17 protein-coding genes are annotated in these 17262 nt (G+C 72.8%); 9 read left to right on the top strand and 8 right to left on the bottom strand.

Features of this window, described 5'->3' with window-relative positions:
• From KBY81_RS13865 to KBY81_RS13845, 5 genes are all read left to right on the top strand, one after another.
• A partial coding sequence (locus tag KBY81_RS13865; RefSeq protein WP_315858529.1) for a 5-formyltetrahydrofolate cyclo-ligase occupies nt 1-245 on the top strand: 245 nt, incomplete at its 5' end.
• 69 nt (nt 246-314) lie between these two features.
• Nucleotides 315-491: a hypothetical protein gene (locus KBY81_RS13860; RefSeq protein WP_181280046.1), complete on the top strand. Its 177-nt coding sequence runs from the start codon at nt 315-317 to the stop codon at nt 489-491.
• A 7-nt stretch (nt 492-498) separates the two neighbouring features.
• Nucleotides 499-1008, top strand: a complete 510-nt coding sequence (locus KBY81_RS13855; RefSeq protein WP_106220461.1) for a hypothetical protein — start codon at nt 499-501, stop codon at nt 1006-1008.
• A 17-nt stretch (nt 1009-1025) separates the two neighbouring features.
• Nucleotides 1026-1445, top strand: coding sequence for a SufE family protein (locus KBY81_RS13850; protein ID WP_254976791.1), 420 nt, complete (start codon nt 1026-1028; stop codon nt 1443-1445).
• Between the two features lie 33 nt (nt 1446-1478).
• Nucleotides 1479-2813, top strand: coding sequence for a homoserine dehydrogenase (locus KBY81_RS13845; protein WP_254976790.1), 1335 nt, complete (start codon nt 1479-1481; stop codon nt 2811-2813).
• 30 nt (nt 2814-2843) lie between these two features.
• On the opposite strand, the gene KBY81_RS13840 is transcribed toward KBY81_RS13845, so the two are convergent.
• Nucleotides 2844-3674: a hypothetical protein gene (locus KBY81_RS13840; protein WP_106220459.1), complete on the bottom strand. Its 831-nt coding sequence runs from the start codon at nt 3672-3674 to the stop codon at nt 2844-2846.
• Between the two features lie 170 nt (nt 3675-3844).
• On the opposite strand from KBY81_RS13840, the gene KBY81_RS13835 reads away from it, so the two are divergent.
• From KBY81_RS13835 to KBY81_RS13825, 3 genes are all read left to right on the top strand, one after another.
• Complete coding sequence (locus tag KBY81_RS13835; protein ID WP_106220458.1) at nt 3845-4627, top strand: hypothetical protein; 783 nt, start codon at nt 3845-3847, stop codon at nt 4625-4627.
• A gap of 62 nt (nt 4628-4689) precedes the next feature.
• Nucleotides 4690-6315 carry an ABC transporter substrate-binding protein gene (locus KBY81_RS13830; RefSeq protein ID WP_106220457.1) on the top strand — a complete coding sequence of 542 codons (1626 nt, stop codon included), beginning with the start codon at nt 4690-4692 and terminating at the stop codon, nt 6313-6315.
• The gene (locus KBY81_RS13825; protein ID WP_254976789.1) at nt 6312-7331 is read left to right on the top strand and encodes an ABC transporter permease; all 1020 of its coding nucleotides are present in this window, start codon (nt 6312-6314) and stop codon (nt 7329-7331) included. The genes KBY81_RS13830 and KBY81_RS13825 overlap by 4 nt, the downstream gene beginning before the upstream one ends.
• 28 nt (nt 7332-7359) lie before the next feature.
• On the opposite strand, the gene KBY81_RS13820 is transcribed toward KBY81_RS13825, so the two are convergent.
• The gene (locus KBY81_RS13820) at nt 7360-8970 is read right to left on the bottom strand and encodes an alpha/beta hydrolase (protein ID WP_254976788.1); all 1611 of its coding nucleotides are present in this window, start codon (nt 8968-8970) and stop codon (nt 7360-7362) included.
• Here KBY81_RS13820 and KBY81_RS13815 point away from each other — a divergent pair.
• Nucleotides 8958-10181 (top strand): MFS transporter, encoded by a 1224-nt coding sequence (locus KBY81_RS13815; protein ID WP_254976787.1) that lies wholly within the window; start codon nt 8958-8960, stop codon nt 10179-10181. The two genes, KBY81_RS13820 and KBY81_RS13815, sit on opposite strands and share 13 nt — an antisense overlap.
• Here the strand turns inward: KBY81_RS13815 and KBY81_RS13810 are convergent.
• From KBY81_RS13810 to ychF, 6 genes are all read right to left on the bottom strand, one after another.
• On the bottom strand, nt 10155-10388 hold the full coding sequence (locus KBY81_RS13810; RefSeq protein WP_015110772.1) for a hypothetical protein: 234 nt from the start codon (nt 10386-10388) through the stop codon (nt 10155-10157). The genes KBY81_RS13815 and KBY81_RS13810 overlap by 27 nt on opposite strands.
• 34 nt (nt 10389-10422) lie before the next feature.
• Nucleotides 10423-11643: a lipocalin-like domain-containing protein gene (locus KBY81_RS13805; protein WP_254976786.1), complete on the bottom strand. Its 1221-nt coding sequence runs from the start codon at nt 11641-11643 to the stop codon at nt 10423-10425.
• Nucleotides 11640-14300: an FtsX-like permease family protein gene (locus tag KBY81_RS13800; protein ID WP_254976785.1), complete on the bottom strand. Its 2661-nt coding sequence runs from the start codon at nt 14298-14300 to the stop codon at nt 11640-11642. Before KBY81_RS13800 ends, KBY81_RS13805 begins: the two co-directional genes overlap by 4 nt.
• Nucleotides 14297-15028, bottom strand: coding sequence for an ABC transporter ATP-binding protein (locus KBY81_RS13795; RefSeq protein WP_254976784.1), 732 nt, complete (start codon nt 15026-15028; stop codon nt 14297-14299). Before KBY81_RS13795 ends, KBY81_RS13800 begins: the two co-directional genes overlap by 4 nt.
• A gap of 62 nt (nt 15029-15090) precedes the next feature.
• Nucleotides 15091-15981: an NAD(P)-dependent oxidoreductase gene (locus KBY81_RS13790; RefSeq protein WP_254976783.1), complete on the bottom strand. Its 891-nt coding sequence runs from the start codon at nt 15979-15981 to the stop codon at nt 15091-15093.
• A gap of 9 nt (nt 15982-15990) precedes the next feature.
• Entirely contained in the window at nt 15991-17082 is a 1092-nt protein-coding gene (ychF, locus tag KBY81_RS13785; protein WP_254976792.1) for a redox-regulated ATPase YchF, read from the bottom strand.
• Nucleotides 17083-17262: the final 180 nt, after the last annotated feature.

Below are 17262 nucleotides of genomic sequence, written 5' to 3'. Positions count from 1 at the left end.
TGCTGCTGGTGCCCGCCCTGGCCGTGGCCCCCAGTGGCCTGCGGCTGGGCTCCGGCGGCGGCTGGTACGACCGGCTGCGGGCCGATCCGCGCTGGGCGGCGGTGCCCGCCCTGGCGGTGCTGCCCGCCGCCTGCGTCAGCGCGGCCCTGCCCAGGGATCCCTGGGACATCCCCTTCGACGGCTGGATCGATGAGCGCGACTGCCATCTCACGCCGGCGGGGCTGCGGAAGGTTGCAAGCTCTTAACGATGGGGCCCGCAGCGGGCCAGGGCCCCGATCGTTTGCCAGGATCGGCGCAGTGCATCCGTGCCGTCCTTGGATTCCATCCTCTCGTCGCTCCAGAACCGTCCCCTGACGGCCGCTGAGCGGGTGATGACCTCCGAGATCCAGAGCCGCGGCTCCTCCAGCGACGCCCTCTCGATGATGGTCAGTTCGGTCGCCAGGATGGTGCAGGCGGGCAAAAGCAGCGATAGTCGCTGGAAAGCCTCCTGATTCACGGATGAAGCCCCTTCTGTTCACCGGGCTGATCGGCCTCGTCGGCCTCGTGGTGGCCCCCACCCAGGTCCGCGCCCACGCCATCGAGAGCAGCCTGGAGCGCCTCACCAGCCTCAACGAGTCCCTGAACCGTTCCGCGGCGGCCCCCGGCCCCGAGACGCTGCGCCTGGAGAGCCAGTTCTCCGGCGGCCAGCCCGCCAGTGATGCCGCCGTCCGCATCGTCCCCCCCGACGGGGGCACCCCGATCGAACTCGGGCGCACCGGCGCCGATGGGAGCATCGTCTTCACCCTGCCGCCCCAGGCCGGCCGCCAGTGGGAAGTCCAGGTGGATGCGGGCCCGGGCCATCGCGATTACCTCGAACTGCCGGAACCGGCGGCCCCCTCGGCGGCGCCCGCGCGGGTGAGCCGCTCCCTTCCCTACCCTCGGCTGGAGGGATGGGCCTTTCTGCCCCCCCTCGGCGTGCTCGCCGTGGCCGGTCTGGCCAGGATGCTGAGGCTTCGCCGCCCGTCCTGATTTCCTCCCTCCCGTCCATGGCCACCGGCAGCCCCGCCCTCGATCGGATCGTGGAACGCCTGGGCAGCACCAGCGACCCCCGCCGCCGCTACGAGTACGTGCTGTGGCTGGCCAAGAAGCTCGAGCCCCTGCCCGACGACCTGCGTCAGGACGCCTTCAAGGTCAAGGGGTGTGTGTCCCAGGTCTATGTGGTGGGCAGCCTGGAGGGGGGCCGGCTCCACTGGCGCGGCGATTCCGATGCCCAGATCACCAAGGGGCTGCTGGCCCTGCTGATCGAGGGGCTGGAGGGCCTGACCCCCTCCGAGGTCACCGCCCTCGATCCCTCCTTCATCGCCGCGACGGGCCTGCAGGCGAGCCTGACACCCTCGCGGGCCAACGGTTTCCTCAACATCCTGCGCACCATGCAGGGCCAGGCCAGCCAGCTGGATGCCGGTTGATTTCTAGGATGGTGGTTTGTGGGGTTGCAGCCCATGGCCATCGGCATCGGCTTGCTCGGGCTGGGCACGGTGGGGAGCGGGGTGGCGGCGATCCTCGCCAGTCCCCAGGGCCGCCATCCCCTGGTCGCTGACCTGGTGCTCGAACGGGTGGCCGTGCGCGATCTCAGCCGTCCCCGTCCCCTGACCCTGCCCCCGGAGCGCCTCACCACCGACCCGGAGGCCGTGATCGACGATCCGGCTGTGGACATCGTCGTGGAGGTGATGGGGGGGCTGGAGCCCGCCCGCAGCCTGATTCTGCGGGCCATCGCCGCCGGCAAGCCGGTGGTCACGGCCAACAAGGCGGTGATCGCCCGCTATGGCCAGGAGATCGCCGCCGCCGCCACGGAACGGGGTGTCTACGTGCTGATTGAGGCCGCCGTGGGCGGGGGCATCCCGATCATCGAGCCGATCAAGCAGTCCCTCGGCGGCAATCGCATCCGCCGGGTCAGCGGCATCATCAACGGCACCACCAACTACATCCTCAGCCGCATGGCCGACGAGGGGGCGGCCTACGCCGAGGTGCTGGCCGATGCCCAGCGGCTGGGCTACGCCGAGGCCGACCCCGCCGCCGATGTCGAAGGGGGCGACGCGGCCGACAAGATCGCCATCCTGGCCGGCCTGGCCTATGGAGGGCCGGTGGAGCGCGGCGGCATCGCCACCGAAGGCATCGACCGGCTCGATGCCCGCGACGTGGCCTATGCGGCCCAGCTGGGCTTCGTGGTGAAGCTGCTGGCGGTGGCCGAACGGGTCGAGGACGTCGCAGACGCCCCGGACCGCCATCGCTCGGAACCGCCCGGCGGCGTGGCGCTCGATGTGCGGGTCCACCCCACCCTGCTGCCCAAGCACCACCCCCTGGCGGGGGTCCACGGCGTCAACAACGCCATCCTGGTGGAAGGGGATCCGGTGGGCCAGGTGATGTTCTTCGGGCCCGGCGCCGGGGCCGGGCCCACCGCCTCGGCGGTGGTGGCCGACATCCTCAACATCGCCGGGATCCGCCAGGTGGGCGGGCCCCAGGCCGGCCTCGACCCCCTGCTGGCGGCCAGCAGCTGGCGCCACTGCGCCCTGGTCGACGGTTCCCGGACGCACCACCGCAACTACGTCCGGCTGCGCACCCGGGACGAGGCCGGCGTGATCGGACGCATCGGCACCTGCTTCGGTGCCGCCCAGGTGTCGATCCAGTCGATCGTCCAGCTCGACGCCCGGGAGGGGGAGGCCGAGATCGTCGTCATCACCCACGAGGTGCGGGAGGACCGGTTCCGCGAAGCCCTCGGCGCGATCGAGGCCCTCGAGGGGGTGGAGGCGGTGGCCGCCTGCCTGCGCACCCTCTGAGGCAGGGCTGCAACCGCCGGTTGCGGCAGCTCAGCGCCCCTGGCGAAGGCGCTGCCGCAACCGGCGGCTGCAGCGCCAGGCCAGGGCCACCCCGGCCACGGGCAGGGGTCCGGGCACCGAAGCTGGGTCAGGAGCCTCCCCCTCACCACCGGGCTGCCCGGTGGGGCCGTCGCCGCCATCACCGGGCAGCTCGCCGGGGCCGCCGCCGGGCTGATCGCCGGCGGGGCTTTCCGGAGCCGGGGCAAGCAGAGCCGTCTCGAACACGCCGTCCCCATCCCCGGAACCGTCCGTCCCGTCGGCGGGCTCGGCCACCAGGGCGAGCACCGGCTCGATGGAGGGGGAGCCGGCCGGCACGATCCGGAAGGGAACGAAGGCGCCCGTGGAGCCGTCGAAGACGTTGTCGAAGAGGGTTCCGGCCTGCCAGGTGAGTTGCAGCGGCGCGGTTGTCGCCGTCCCCGTCCAGCGGAAGGCCAGGGGATTCGTCAGGCGGAAGCCGCCGCGGCCGGGCACGTCGCCGGAGCGCGCCAGAAAGAAGCCCGAGGGAACGACGAACCCATCGATGATGGAACCGGACCCTGAAGGGGAGCCGAGAAGGAACGGGGGCACGACCAGTCCCGTGACGGGGTTGCCCAGGCCGATGCCACCGACGCCGATGCGGATCTCCGGCTCCCGCCCGAATCCGGGAACCAGCAGTTCCCGCAGGTCCTCCAGCTCGGCCAGGGCGTCATGCCCGTAGCTGCCCACGGCCGGGGCCGCGGTGCTGGCAATCAGGCAGCTGAGCAGCACCAGGGGAGGGTAGAGATGGACCGACGGGCGGAAACGCCTCAGGCCGAGGGCACCGAACCCAGGGAAGCGCACCATGTACAACCAGGAATGTTTCACCATCTTATCAGCCAGCCTTCAGGTTTGCCTGGTTTGCGTTTCAGTCGGCAGGCTGGGGCGGTCTGCCGCGCCCCTGACGGCATGGGTGGGGCCCCCTAAGGTCTGGGCCGCTGGCCAGTCCGCACCACCCTGTCCAGCCCGGACCTCGGATGCCTGACCACTCCGCCAGCCGCGAGGAGACGATCGCCGGCTTCAGCCGCCTGCTCGCCTGGAGCGGTGGCGGCCTGCTGCTGGTGTTCCTGGCGTTCGTCCTGGTCGACTCCCTGCCCCTCGCGCTCCTCAGTCCCGCCTGGCAGCTGCGGTTCACCAACCGCATGGTCAACACCGCGCTGCTGGCCCTGCTGGGGTTCCTGCTGCTGCACCTCGCGCTCTACATCGAACCCACCAACGGCTTCCTGCGGGCGAAGCTGGCCATCGCCCGCCAGTGGGCGATCGTCGTGGTGTTCGCCTTCCTGCTGCTGGTGCCCCTGCAGGGTTTCGCCACCTGGCGGATCCTTTCCCAGGCGAAGGGCGCCCAGGCGATGCAGCGCAGCGTGCTCGACACACGGGTGACGGGGATCCGCCAGGCGATCGAAGCGGCCACCAGCCCGGAGGACCTGCAGGCCCGCTTCTCGCGGCTTCCGGCCCCCCGGCCCCAGCTGCCCCCGGCGGCCCTCAGCCTGCCCCTCAGCGAGCTGAAGCGCAGCCTGCTCGATGAGCTGCAGAAGACGGAGACCCGCGCCTCCGGCCGGATCAGCGGCCCAGCCCCCACCGACGTCTGGGCCCTCGGCCAGGGGGTGGCGCGGGTGAGCATCGCCTCGGTGGGGTTCGCCGCCGCCTTCGCCGCCGGCGCCCAGCGGCCGGGGGTGTCCCTCACCCTGCTCCAGCAGCTGGTCCGGCAGCTGGAGATCCTGCGCGGGCGGCGGCCCAGGAGCCAGCGACGGACCCCCTGAGCGCCTCCGCCGGAACCGTGCTGGACAGGCCGCTTGAATGGGCGCCACCGGATCGCAGGGTCTTGCCGACGACCAGGGGCAGAACAGCACGCGGGCCGGCCGCGGCGGCCACGGCCCTTGCCACCCTGCTGCTGGCCCTGCCGCTGCTGGCGGGCTGTCAGCCATCGGGATCGCGCCGCTCCCTGGTGGTGGCGACCAAGAGCCGCATCGATTCCCTTGATCCGGTCCAGGCCTCCCGCATCGGCGTGATGCAGGTGCTCAGCGGCCTGGGGGACCCCCTTTATGCCATCGACGCCGGCGGCCGCATCGAGCCGCGGCTGGCCACGGCCCTGCCGGTGCTGAGTCCGGACGGGATGCGGGCCCGCATCCCCCTGCGGCGGGGGGTGCTGTTTCACGACGGCACCCGCTTCGATGCCGCCGCCATGGCCTTCTCCCTGCGCCGCTTCATGGCGATCGGCACCCTCGGCTACCAACTGAGCGAACGGGTCGCGAGCGTGCGGGTCACCGCTCCCCACGAGATCGAGCTGGTGCTGAAGCGCCCCTTCAGCCCACTGCCGCGGCTGCTCAGCGCCATCTTCCTGACCCCGGTCTCCCCCACCGCCTACCGGCAGCACCGGGACAGGCCCCTGAACGACCGCTTCGTGGGCACCGGCCCCTACACCCTGGCCTTCTTCGGCGGCCAGCAGCAGCGGCTGGTGCCCTGGTCCCGCTACTGGGGCCGGCGGCCGGCCAACGGGGGCATCGACCTGGTCACCCTGAGCAACTCCACCGCCCTGTTCGGGGCGCTGCGCAGCGGCGAGGTGGACCTGCTGCTCAGCACCGGCCTGGAGATCGACCACCAGCAGGCCCTCAAGCGGGACGCGGCGGCCGGCCGCCTGCGGCAGGCCGTCGGCCCCTCCCAGGAGATCAGCCTGGTGTCCCTGCTGACCGACCAGCCACCGCTGAACCGGCCCGCCCTGCGGCAGGCCGTGGCCCGAAGCCTCGATCGGGCCACCATCGTGCGGCGGGTCACCCTGGGGCTGCGCTCCCCCCAGCGGCAGCTGGTGCCCCCCGACCTTCCGGGCTCCGATCCCACCGCCTGGCCGGCCTACGACCCTGCCGGGGCCCGCGCCCTCTACCGCCAGGCCGGGTACTGCGGGGGCAAGGTGCTCACCCTGCCGTTCACCTACCGCTCCGACATCCCCACCGACCGCCTCTTCGCCCTCACCTGGCAGGCCCAGCTGCGCCGGGACCTGGGCGACTGCGTGACGCTCGAGGTGAGCGGCATGGAGTCGACCACCGCCTACTCCCAGCTCGACAAAGGCGCCCTGACGATGCTCTTCTACGACTGGATCGGCGATTACCCCGATGCGGAGAACTTCCTGATGCCGCTGCTCTCCTGCAGCAAGGCCGAGGGAAACCGCTGTCTGGAAGGCAACAGCGTCCTGGGCGGCACCTTCTGGACCGCCCCGGGGCTGGAGGAGGAGCTGCAGCGCAGCAGCCAGCTGGACGGCCCCGAGCGGACCGCCCTGCTGATGGCCATCCAGCGCCGGGTCGCCGCCGCCAGCCCCTACCTGCCGGTGTGGCTGAGCGCCCCGGTGGCCTGGGGCCAGCCGGGGGTCAGCCAGCCCCGCTTCGACGGGTCCGGCCGGGTCGTGCTGGGGGAGCTGCGCCGTCTCCCCGCCGCTGCCGCGGCCCGGGTGCCATGAGCCGCCGCTCCGACCTGGCGCGTTACCTGGCCTCCCGCCTGGCCCTGGCTCCGGTGATGCTCTGGCTGATCGCCACCCTGGTGTTCCTGCTGCTGCGGGTGGCCCCCGGGGATCCGATCGACGCCCTGCTGGGCACCCGCGCCCCGGAGGCGGCCCGCGCCGCCCTGCGGGCCCAGCTGGGCCTGGATCTGCCCCTGGCCGACCAGTACGGCCGCTTCCTCGGCCATCTGCTGCGGGGCGACCTGGGCACGTCGCTCACCAACGGTGAGCCGGTGACCCGCATCATCCAGGCCTCCCTGCCCGCCAGCCTGGAACTCGGCGTGGTGGGCCTGCTGCTGGCGGCCGTGGCGGGGCTGGCGGTGGGATTCAGCGGCATCGCCCGTCCGGAGGGACGGATCGATCTGGCCGGCCGTCTCTACGGCATCAGCACCTACGCCCTGCCCCCCTTCTGGGCCGCCATGGTGGTCCAGCTGGTGTTCTCCGTCTGGCTCGGCTGGCTGCCGGTGGGGGGACGCTTTCCCGCCACCCTGATGCCGCCGGTGGGCACGGGCTTCTATCTGCTCGACAGCCTCCGGGCAGGCGACTGGGGCCAGCTGGTCGGCAGCCTGCGCCACCTGGTGCTGCCGGCGGCCACCCTGGGCCTGCTGCTCAGCGGCATCTTCACCAACGCCCTGCGGCTCAACCTGCGCCGCGCCCTCGGCTCCGACTACGTGGAGGCGGCCCGCAGCCGGGGCCTGAGCGAGCGGCGGGTGGTCCTGCACCACGCCCTGCCCAATGCCCTGCTGCCGGTGCTGACGATCACGGGCATCACCGTGGCCTCCCTGATCGGCGGCGCCCTGCTGATCGAGGTCACCTACTCCTGGCCGGGCATCGCCTTCCGGCTGCAGGAGGCGATCGCCCAGCGCGACTATCCCGTGGTGCAGGGGATTGTGGTGGTGGTGGCGGCCCTGGTGGTGTTGGTGACCGTGCTGGTGGACCTGCTGGTGGCCCTGCTGGATCCGCGCATCCGCTTCTGAGCGCCGGGCCGGTGCCGGTGCCGAAGTCTCAGGGCTGCAGGCCGGCCTTCCAGCGCCGGGCGGCGGCGGCGTCGAGCACATCGAGGGTCACCCCCTGCTGCACCCGCCGCTGGGCCGGCAGCAGCAGGGGCTGCTCCAGGGTCTGGAGGTATTCGGTGGTGAGGCGCAGCAGCGCCGACTGCACCCGGGCCGGGTCCACCCCCACCAGCTCGTCGTCGAGGCGGAAGAGCACCTCATCGGTGGGCATCAGCCGCACGGGGGAGAAGTGGCTGCCCCCCTCCACCATCACCAACCGGCTGCGGGGATCGCTGCCCTGGAGGAAGAGGCGCAGCTGCTCCTCCAGCGGCGGCGTCACCAGGTCGAGGCTGCCGCCGACCATCAGCACCGGCAGCCCCAGGGACGCCAGGCCCCGCCGGGGCCAGAGCAGGCTGCCGAAGCTGTTGAGCAGCACCAGCCCCCGCAGGTCGGCGGGGGGGGAGGGGCGCTTGGGCAACTCGGTGCTGGGCAGCTGGCACTGCAGCAGCCGGGAGGGGTTGGCGATCGGCAGGCGGTCGAGGGCCTTGCGACAGCGCTCGGCGAGGCCCGCCTCCGGCACCACCCCCGCCGCCAGCAGGGCGGAGAGGGCCCCCATCGAATGGCCCAGCAGCACCACCCCGTGGCCCCGCACCGGCAGCTCGCCCCAGCGCTGGGCCGCCAGCACCGCCTCGACGTCGGCCAGCCGGATGGCCAGGGTCTCGGCGCCCGGCGGCGGCCGCTGGCCGTCGAGGGCGGCCTTGAGGGCAGGTCCGTCACTGCCGGGGTGCTGCACCACCACCACCGGCCAGCCCCGTTCGGCCAGCTCGCTGGCCAGCCAGCCGAACTGGTCGGCATTGCCCCCCAGGCCAGGCATCATCAGCAGCCAGGGCCGCTGCGGGGTCGGGCTTCCCCAGCCGGTGGCCGCCGCTGGCGTCGGTGGTGCCGGCCACACCTCCAGCGGCAGGGGCTGCTGGCGGTGGCCCACGGCCAGCCCCAGCCGCCGGGGCCTCAGGGGGGTGCGATCGGCGAAGGCCAGGGGGACGGTGCGCCGCTCCGGCAGGGCCAGGGCCTGGAGGCGCCGCAGCGCCTGCCGCTGCAGGTCGATCTGCTGGCGCCACTGAACGGCCAGTTCGTAGAGCCCATCGAGCTGGAGGCTCAGCCGCTGCACCGGCAGGGCCCGCAGCAGGCCGATGGTGGAGACGTCCTGGCGGGACTCCAGCAGCCGGCGCAGCGTCGTCTGCAGCACCGCCGTGGTGCTGCGGCCGTCGGCCGTGGTCAGCAGGTCCCCGAGGCGGGCCATCATCTGGCTGCCGGCCCAGCTGTCGAGCAGCTGCTGGCCGAAGCTGGTGTCCCGCAGCAGGGGGGCGCGCAGCAGGATCTTCAGGTCCTGGCGGCTGCGGGGGTCGAGCAGATCCAGCCAGACCGCCAGGTCCCCGCCGCCGGACCGGCCGGCCGGACTGCGGGTCCAGCCATCGAGCTGCTCGAGGTTCACCGGCAGCTCCAGGCCATCGAAGCGCAGTTCCAGCACCTCCGCCGCGGCAACGGGCCCGGCCAGGGCCGGCCCGGCGATCAGCAGACTGGCCAGCAGACCCTTGAACAGGCGAAGGCGGAGTGGAACAGGCACAGGGGAGGGCCAGGGCGCGGTCCTGGTTCACCCAGTTTCCAGCAGCCCTGCGCCATGTCGCCCTGATCCGCCTGATCGCGATGCTCGGGGCGGGCGGCGTGCTCTATCTGACGCCGATGGTGTTCCACCAGGCCCAGTTCAGCGCCGGCCGCGTCACCGAAGGGCTGGCCCTGGCCGCCCTGGCGGGCACCCTGGGCCGGATCCTCAGCGGTCTCCTGCTGGATCGGGGCCTGAACTGCGCCGTTCCGGTGCTGCTGGCGGCCCTGATGGCCATCGCCGGTGACGCCCGGCTGATGGGCGCCGGCTCCTTTGGCGGCTACCTGCAGGGGCAGGTGCTGCTGGGCATGGCGGTGGGCTTCTACTGGCCCGCGATCGAGCTGGCGGTGCCGCTCTGCTGCGCGCCGGTGCCCTCGGGCCGGGCCTTCGCCCTGATGCGCAGCGCCGATGCCCTGGGCATCGCCGCCGGGGCCCTGCTGGGGGCGGTGCTCGCCTGGCGGGGATGGCTGCGCGGCATCTACGCCGTGGACATCGGCTGCATGCTGGTGCTGCTGCTGCTGCTGTCGCGCCGGCAGCTGCCGGATCCGAGGCCCAGGGAGCGGCTGGCCCACCCCAGCCCCTGGGGCCCCTGGCTGCCCGGCCTGCTGCCGCTGCTGGCCGTGGCCGTGCTGGCCACGGCAATGCCGGCCCTGATGCAGAGCGCCCTGCCCCTGGAGCTGGTGCGGGGCAGCCTGCTGCGCCGGGCCCTGCCGGTGAGCCTCGGTGCCCTCACCATCGGCCTGCAGCTGGCCCTGCTGCTGCTGCTCCAGTGGCCGGTGGGTCAGGCCCTCGCCCGCCGGCCGGTGAGGACGGGTCTGACCCTGAGCCTGGTCAGCTTCGCGGCCGGCAACCTGCTGCTGGCGGGATCCGCCTACAGCGAACGGGGGCTGGGGCTGCTGCTGCTCGCCCAGCTGCCCCTGGCCCTCGGGATGGCCTGCTTCCTGCCCACCGCCACCGAAGCGGTGGTGGAACGCAGCCCGATCGAGCACCAGGGCCTGGCCCTGGCGCTGCTGTCCCAGTGCTTCGCCATCAGCGGCTTCGCCGCGCCCCTGCTCGCCGGCCGGTTGCTGGATGGCCAGGGCCATGGGGCCGGACTCTGGCTGCTGATGGCCGTGGCCTGCCTGGGGGGACTGCTGATGGTGCGGGGCCTAGGCCCCCGCCGGGCGCTCCCCTGAGGCGGCGGCCTGCCGCTCCACCCAGGCCTCATGGGGCAGGGGCTCGGTGCCGTACTCCCAGTCGTCGTAATCGGGATCGTTGCGGATGCGGCGGTGGATCTCCTTCTGGACCTCGAAGTTATGGGGATGCTCGGCGGCCGTGCCGGCGGCGTCGCCGGACTCCGCCGAGGGGGGGGATGGGGTCCCGGGATGGTCCGCTGCTGCCATGGCCCTTCGCTCCTGCTGGGGCCATCCTCGCCGATCACCCACCCCGCAGGCCATCGAGGCGGTCGACGTAGCCGGTGAGCTCGCCGTAGCCGCGGCCCCGCAGCGGCCGCTCGCCGCGGTGGCCCCCGTAGCGGAGCGCCCCCTCCCAGTAGGTGGCCGAGGCCGTGGTCAGCTCCTGATCGGCCATCTGCGGCGTGATCGCCAGCTCCAGGTCCAGCCGCGGAATGGTGAGCGTCCAGGCGGCGGGGTAGGTGGCACCGCTGTGGGGGCTGCGCCAGGTGCGCTTCACCGTGAGCACATAGTCGTCGGCGCCGAGCTCCACCGCCTCGTCGCCTGCGATCCAGCGGCCGCCGCTGAAGGGCTCCTTGCCGCCGTCCTCCCGGCGCAGGCCGTAGAGCATCAGGGCGGAGCCGTCCTCGAACTGGGCGGAGAACCAGTCCCAGCCGACGGTGCCTGGGCTGAGAACGCTGGTGGAGAACTCATGGTCCTTCCAGCTGACCCCGCGGACCGCGTAGGTGCGACCCGCCACCGTAATGGTGCCCTCGCTGGGCTGCTGCACCAGGGAGTAGTAGTGGGAGGCGTTGCCCGGCTCGGGCCCCTTGCGGCTGAGGCCGTCCTGGCCCTGGAGCACCGGGGGCCGGCTCTGGGTGAGGCTCAGATCGATGGCCATGGCGTCGGTGGCGGCCTGGAGGCGCACCCGGTCGGGTCCCTCGGTACTGATGCGCCAGTCGTTGAGCCAGACCGCATAGGGATCGGCCTCGGCCCCGGCCAGGCCCAGGGCGCCGCGGGCGAAGCGCTCCTCCTCAAGGAAGGCACCGGCGGCGATGTCGCTGACGGTGAAATGGGCAGAGAAGACCTGGGGGGTGCGCCACGGGGAACCGGCGCTCGTGGCCGTAGCCCCAGGCTCAGCGGGGGCAGCTGGGGCTTGAGCGGTGGCTGAACCGTCGGGTGCGGCTGGGCCGTCGGGGGCCAGGGCCTGGCGGAAGAACGTCAGCTGGTAGCCGAACGGGCGACCGTCGTCGCCCTCCAGATTGCCCGTGTAATACCACCATTCGGTCCGGTACTCGGGATGGGGGCCGAAGTCGGCGGGGAACTGCCAGCGACGCGGGCTGAGGGCCCGGACGAACCCCTCGGGTTCCGGCGTCTCCCCCCAGCGGATGCCGCTGCTGGCCCCGGCCGGTGCCGCTCCGGCCAGGCCCAGCAGCAGCACGGCCACCAGGGCCAGCAGGGTGCGCAGGGGATGGGGGTGCTTCATTCCTGCCGTAGCGCCTCGCTGATGTTCATGCGGCCGAGGCGCAGGGCCGGGTAGAGGCCCGCCAGCACCGCCGCCCCCACCGCCACCAACAGGGACTGGACGAAGAAGCGGGGCTCCAGGGCGATCTGCAGGGTCCAGCCGAAGGAACGCACGTTGATCACATGCACCAGGACCCAGGCCAGCCCGTAGCCCAGGGGCATCGAGCAGGTGCCGGCCAGCAGACCCATCAGGCCGGTCTCCAGCAGGGTGAGGCGCCCCAGCTGGAGGGGCGTCATGCCGCCGGCCCGCAGCACGGCGAACTCCCGGCCCCGCTCCAGCTGCAGGCTCATCAGGGTGCTGAAGATACCGATGAAGGCCACCAGCACCGTCAGCAGCTGCAGGGCGCCGGTGATGGCGAAGGTGCGATCGAAGATCTCCAGCGATCCCTGCCGCAGGGCGCCGTTGGTCTGGACCAGCAGGCTCTGGCGGCTGCGGAAACCCTCCCGCAGGTCGCCGGCCACCGCCTCGGGCTCCACGCCCGGGGCCAGGAACAGCCCCAGGGAGGCGACGTTGTCGTCGTGCCAGAGCTCCGCCACCTGGGAGCGGTCCATCAGCACGCTGCCGCGGTCGGAGGAATAGTCGTAGAAGACGGCGACCACTGGAAAGCTCCTCTCGCCGTCAGGGGTTTCGAGCCTGACCCGCTCCGGGATGGCACCCTGGCCGTCGCGCAGGTAGACGGCCTCGGAGAGGATCACCCCCTCGCGGGCTGCCAGGGCGGCGAAGGGGTCGTCGACGCCCGGGCGGACCCAGGCGTAGGGGCGCCGGCCGGCGGAGACATCGCCACCGGCGGCGATCAGGGTGATGTCCCGATCCTGGTCGACCAGGTGCACGTCGAAGCTGTTGTAGGTGACCATGGCCCGCAGGTCGGGGCGCGCCGCGACGGCCCGGACGATGGCGGGATCCACCTTGCCCAGCACCCGGTTGGCCGTGGTGCTGGGCGGAGAGACGAACAGGTCGGCCTGGAGGGTCTGGTCGAGCCAGGTGACCACCGTGCCCCGGAAGGAGCCAATCATGATCGAGAGCCCCACGATCACCGACACCGCCACCATCAGGGCCGCCACGGCCACCGCGGTGCGGCTGAGGGAGCGCAGGATGTCACGGGGGGCGAGGCGGGCCACCACCCCGAAGCCGCCGCCCGCCCGGCCCAGAATCCCCATGACGGCGGCCAGGACGGGCGGCATCAGCAGGGCGGCCCCCATCAGCAGGGCGAACAGGCCGGCGAAGGCGGGAACCAGGCCGCGGCTGTCCCAGCGCAGCAACAGCACCCCCAGGCCGCCGCTGAAGGCGGCGGCCGGCAGGAACCAGGGCAGCAGCCGCTGCCAGCCGGCCTCGAGGCTGGAACGCTGCAGGGTCATCTGCGGCGGGGTGGCCATCGCCTCCCAGGCGGGCAGGGCCGAGGCCATCAGGGCCGAAGCCACCCCCACCAGCAGCCCCTTCGCCAGGGTGAATCCCGAGAGGCTGATCTGCCGCACCGAGACCACGAAGTAGAAGTCGTTGATCGTCTGGGTGATCAGGCCGACGACGGTGCGCCCCAGCACCACCCCCAGCACCAGGCCCAGCAGGGACCCCACCAGGCTGAACAGGGCCGCCTCCCCCAGGATCAGGGTGAACAGCTGGCCCCGGGTCACCCCCAGGCAGCGCAGCACACCGAAGAGGCTGCGGCGCTGCACCACGCTGAAGGTCACCGTGTTGTAGATGAGAAAGATGCCCACCACCATGGCCAGCAGGCTCATGGCGGTGAGGTTGAGCTCGAAGGCGGCCGTCATCTGCTGCACGGCATTGCCACGGGCCGCCGCCGTCTCCAGCTTCAGCCCGGCGGGCAACCAGGTGCGGATGGCCTGCTCCTGGGCGGGACCCTCCAGGATCAGATCGATGTGGCCCAGGGCCGGGGCCGCAGCGGCGCCGGCGGGGGCGAGCAGGTCCTGGGCGGTGGCGATGTCCACCAGCAGCAGGGTCTCCAGCCCACGGCGCTCCAGGGCCGAATCACTGCTGACGCTGCCAACCAGCCGCAGGGCCGACGTCCGCCCGCCCAGATCGAGATGCAGGGTGCCGGAGGCGTCGGCGGCGCCGGGGTGGAGGCCGTAGCGCGCGGCGGTGTCGGCGGCGATCACGGCCGTGCCGGGCTCGGTGAGGAAGGGCACGAAGCCGCGGCCACCGCCTCCGGCGCCGCCCCCTTCACCATCGCCCTTGCCATCGCCGTCGCCGTCGCCGTCGCCGCCCAGCAGGCCGCGGAAGGGCGCCTCGCTGAACAGATCCACCCCCACCAGCCGCAGCAGTTCGCCGTCCAGCTCCTCGGCCCGGCCGTAGGCCTCGATCACCGGCGCGGCGGGGATCTCCGGAAAGCGGCGGCGCAGCGCCACGAAGGTGGCGTCGGGTACGCCACCGGGACCGATCGCCACCAGGCGATGGGTGGTGCGGCCGGTGATGGCGTCGGTGGAGAGGGAGAAGGCCCGCTGGGCCGAGCCGCTGGCCAGATCGATCGACACCAGCATCGCCACCCCCAGGGCGATGCCCAGGATGCAGAGCAGGTACTGCAGCGGGCGGCGGCGCCAGCGCCGGGCCGCAAGACGCCACAGGGGCCCGTTGCGGACCACGGGCGGTGCCTCCCCCTGGCTCATGCCGGCACCGCAGCCGCAGGGGCGGACGCTTCGAGCAGGTGGCCCTCCTGCACCCGCAGCACCCGGTCGGCCCGATCGGCGATGGCCCCGTTGTGGGTGGCCATGATCAGGGTGCGTCCCTGCTGGCGCGTGAGATCGATCAGCAGCTGCAGCACCTGCTCACCGGTGTGTTCGTCGAGGTTGCCGGTGGGCTCGTCGGCCAGGATCAGCAGGGGCTGGTGCAGCAGGGCGCGGGCGATGGCCACACGCTGCTGCTGGCCGCCGGAGAGGCGGTCGGGCCTGGTGGAGGCGCGGTCGGCCAGCCCCACCCGGCCGAGCAGGTCGCGGGCGGCCGACTCCAGGGCCGGCCGGGGCCGACCCGCCAGCTCACCGGGCAGGGTGACGTTCTCCAGCACCGAGAGGGTGGGGATGAGATTGAAGAACTGGAAGATGAAGCCGATGTGGTCGCGGCGGAACAGGGTGCGGTTCCGCTCGTCGAGGGCCGTGAGGTCCACCCCGCCGATGGCCACGCTGCCGGAGGAGGGGGTGTCGATGCCGCCGATCAGGTGCAGCAGGGTGCTCTTGCCGCTGCCGCTCTGACCGAGGAGGACCACGAACTGGCCGGGGGCGATGGTCAGGTCGACGGCCTGCAGCACCGTCCGCTCGCTCTCCCCCTCCTGGAACCGCTTGCTGAGCCCCCGCAGTTCGATCGCGGAGGCCGGGGGCGCGTCAAGGGGCGCATCAGGCATTCAGTCAACGGCCTGGCGGCCACCACCACAGGAGCCGAACCAAGGTAGGGAGCCCGCGTCGCTCACCGGGAGCGGGCGCTGAACCAGCGGGCCAGGGCCGACACGTCCTCGTCGCCATGGCCCGCCGCGATCAGGTCGTCCTCCATCGCCGCCACCAGCTCGGCCACCGGCAGCCCCAGGCCCCCGGCGGAGGCGGCCTCCAGGGCGATCGCCAGATCCTTGCGATGCAGCCGCAGCCGGAACCCAAGCGGGAATTCACCCCGGAGCATGGCGCCGGCGCGGTGCTCCAGGGCCCAGGAGCCGGCGGCCCCACCCACCAGCGCCTGCCGCACCTCCTCCATCGGCAGGCCGAGCCGCTGCCCGAGGGCCATGGCCTCGGCCACCGCCGCGTAGCTGCCCGCGACCAGCACCTGGTTGACGGCCTTCGCCGCCTGGCCCGCCCCCACCGGACCGATCGCCGTGATCGTCCGGCCCACGGCCTCCAGCACCGGCCGGGCCCGCTCCAGGTCGGCGGCCGCTCCCCCCACCAGCACCGAGAGGGTGCCGGCCCGGGCCCCCTCGGTGCCGCCGGTGACCGGCGCATCCAGATAGGCCACACCGCGCTCAGCCAGGGCGTCCGCCATGGCCCGGGAGGTGGCGGGGGCGATGGTGGAGAAATCGACCACCAGGGCGCCGGGGGCCAGGCCCTCCACGGCGGCGGCGGCGCCCTCGCCCCCCTCCCCCAGCAGCACCGCCGCCACCGCCGCGTCGTCGCTCAGGCAAAGGGCCAGCACATCGGCGCCCCGGGCGGCGGCCGCCGGGGTGGCCGCCCGCAGCGCCCCGGCGGCGGCCAGGGGCAGCTCCCGGTCACGGCGGCGGTTATGGACCGTGAGCGGAAAACCCCGCGCCAGCAGGTTGGCGGCCATCGGCGCGCCCAGGGCCCCCAGGCCGATGAAACCGACGGACAGGGACACCGGGAGCCCTCAGACGTTGAAGAGGAACTCCATCACATCCCCCTCGGCCACCACATACTCCTTGCCCTCGCTGCGCAGCCAGCCCCGGTTGCGGGCCTCGGCCAGGGTGCCGGCCTCCAGCAGCTGGGCGTAGGCGATGGTCTGGGCCCGGATGAAGCCGCGCTCGAAATCGGTGTGGATCACCCCGGCCGCCTGGGGGGCGGTCATACCGGCGGTGATCGTCCAGGCGCGGGTCTCCTTCTCGCCGGTGGTGAAGTAGGTGCGCAGGCCCAGCAGGCGGTAGGTGGCGCGGATCAGGCTCTGCAGCCCGCCCTCACTGACACCCAGACCGGCCAGGTAGTCGGCGCGCTCCTCGGCGGCCAGATCCACCAGCTCGGCCTCCACCTGGGCGGAGATGCGCACCGCTTCAGCCCCCTCCCGGGCGGCCAGGGCCTCGACGGCGGCCACCCAGGCATTGCCGTCCGCCAGGTCGTCCTCGCTGACGTTGGTGGCATAGATGATCGGCTTGCCGGTCAGCAGGCCCAGGTTGCGCACCAGGGCCTGCTCCTCCTCGCTCAGGCTCACCCGCCGCACGGCGCCGCCCTGCTCCAGCTCCGCCTGCAGCCGGGCCAGGGCACCGTCCTCCGCGGCGGCCTCCTTGCTGGTGCGCATCTGTTTCTTGAGCCGCTCGCGCCGCTTCTCGATCTGGGCCAGATCCGCCAGGCCCAGCTCCAGGTTGATGATCTCGGCGTCCCGCACCGGGTCGACGCTGCCGGAGACGTGGATCACGTCATCGTCCTCGAAGCAACGCACCACATGGACGATGGCATCGACCTCGCGGATGTTGGCCAGGAACTTGTTGCCGAGCCCCTCCCCCTGGCTGGCCCCCTGCACCAGCCCGGCGATGTCCACGAATTCGACGCGGGTCGGCACGATCTCCTTGGAACTGGAGAGATCGGAGAGCTTCTGCAGGCGCTCGTCGGGAACCGCCACCACCCCCACGTTGGGCTCGATGGTGCAGAAGGGGAAATTGGCCGCCTGGGCCTGGGCGTTGGCCACCAGGGCGTTGAAGAGGGTCGACTTGCCCACGTTGGGCAGCCCGACGATTCCGGCTTTGAGCATGGGGGAAATGTAGGGGGCGCCCGGACGGGGCCCTTCGGTCACCCGCCATCCACAACCCTCGCGCAGACAGGCGAAACTGTCGGCAGCGATTCGCCGGCCCATTCCCGCCATCACCCCCCTGCCGCCGGCCCCCGCCCCCACCCAGGACGCGCCCCCGCCCCCGACCGCGCCGCCGAAGGG

It is taken from the genome of Cyanobium sp. Lug-B, from assembly GCF_024345635.1.
Lineage (GTDB): Bacteria > Cyanobacteriota > Cyanobacteriia > PCC-6307 > Cyanobiaceae > Cyanobium > Cyanobium minutissimum.
The sequence above is the reverse complement of the archived record's forward strand: the minus strand, read 5'-3'. Positions and strand labels throughout refer to the sequence as shown.